General features: G+C 40.0%; 2 protein-coding genes. Both read left to right on the top strand.

Going from position 1 to position 1,001, the window contains the following annotated elements; all coding sequences use genetic code 11:
• Positions 1–254 precede the first annotated feature (254 nt).
• On the top strand, positions 255–542 hold the full coding sequence (locus tag ELS82_RS25295) for a hypothetical protein (RefSeq protein ID WP_134837800.1): 288 nt from the start codon (positions 255–257) through the stop codon (positions 540–542).
• 242 nt (positions 543–784) lie between these two features.
• A partial coding sequence (locus ELS82_RS26810) for a hypothetical protein (RefSeq protein WP_134837799.1) occupies positions 785–1,001 on the top strand: 217 nt, incomplete at its 3' end.

Genomic DNA, 1,001 nt, shown 5'->3' with positions numbered 1-1,001 from the left:
CAATGGTGTACCAATTAAGGCGTGATATAACAAACAATTCAAGCTGATTCGCAACGCTCGGCGCTTTCAGTTTCAATTGGTTTAGTGATTAAGGTGAAGTGTTTGGGTGTGGTGGCAGCGTTGCTCACAACTTAATTGGGCGTTATGTGATATGCCTAAATCGCGATATTGCTCGTATAAGTTTCCAATCAGATTGTATCTTAGTTTCATATGGTTAGGTTAGATAAGACCGACACCAAAGTGAAAGGAACAAGATGACAGAATCTCAAAATAAATGGTTTAAAAACTGGGCAAATAAACGACAAAAAGGTGTTGCTTACTACATAATCACTCAAACTTTAATCATTAGCGGGGGACTCTTTCTCGGGAAGTTTGCTGGTTTTGCTCTTTTTACTAACCAAAACCGATGGGGAGAGTTTTTCGCTGAGTTGCCTACAACGGTGATGCTGTTATTAGCAATTGGCATTCCGTTTAATGTTATCTCTTGGTTTCTAGGAGAGTGGCGGTATAGAAAACTATCAGGTAAGCAAAATATCACATAACAAAGCGTTTAAGACAGATTCGCAACGCTCGGCATTTTCGGTTTGCTTTGAATTTAGTGTTTACGGCACAATAGTTTAAGTTTGGTGGTCTGCGTTGCTCACTACTTAACGCGGCGTTAGCTATCTTTTCAAGTTTGGGCACAAAGTCGAATGTATTAAGTAAGAATACGAACTTACTTAGTGCTTTTGGTATTCTTAGTATTGTCGTTTTCCATGCGTGCATTAATCTCATTGGAGGCAGTATGAATATTAGGTTTTGTGAAAAGTGCGAGAGAGAAACTGAACATACAGAAGCAATCAAGCAGAAACCCTCAAAATATGGGAAGTCCAAGAAAGAACAGTTCAAAGCGTTTCTAGACGGTTTCTTCAGTGGAGCCGCGGCTTCTTTGCCAGGAGGAGCATCATTGGAGTTAACAGACAGGTACGTAGTTTGTCTTAAATGTGGCAAACAAACACTAG

The organism is Vibrio ouci (genome assembly GCF_004551525.1).
Taxonomy (GTDB): domain Bacteria; phylum Pseudomonadota; class Gammaproteobacteria; order Enterobacterales; family Vibrionaceae; genus Vibrio; species Vibrio ouci.
This window is presented reverse-complemented; position numbering and strand designations above follow the sequence as displayed.

Bases quoted from the DNA above. Each gene is read 5' to 3' on its own strand.
- ELS82_RS25295 (WP_134837800.1), top strand. From the start codon at position 255: ATGACAGAATCTCAAAATAAATGGTTTAAAAACTGGGCAAATAAACGA.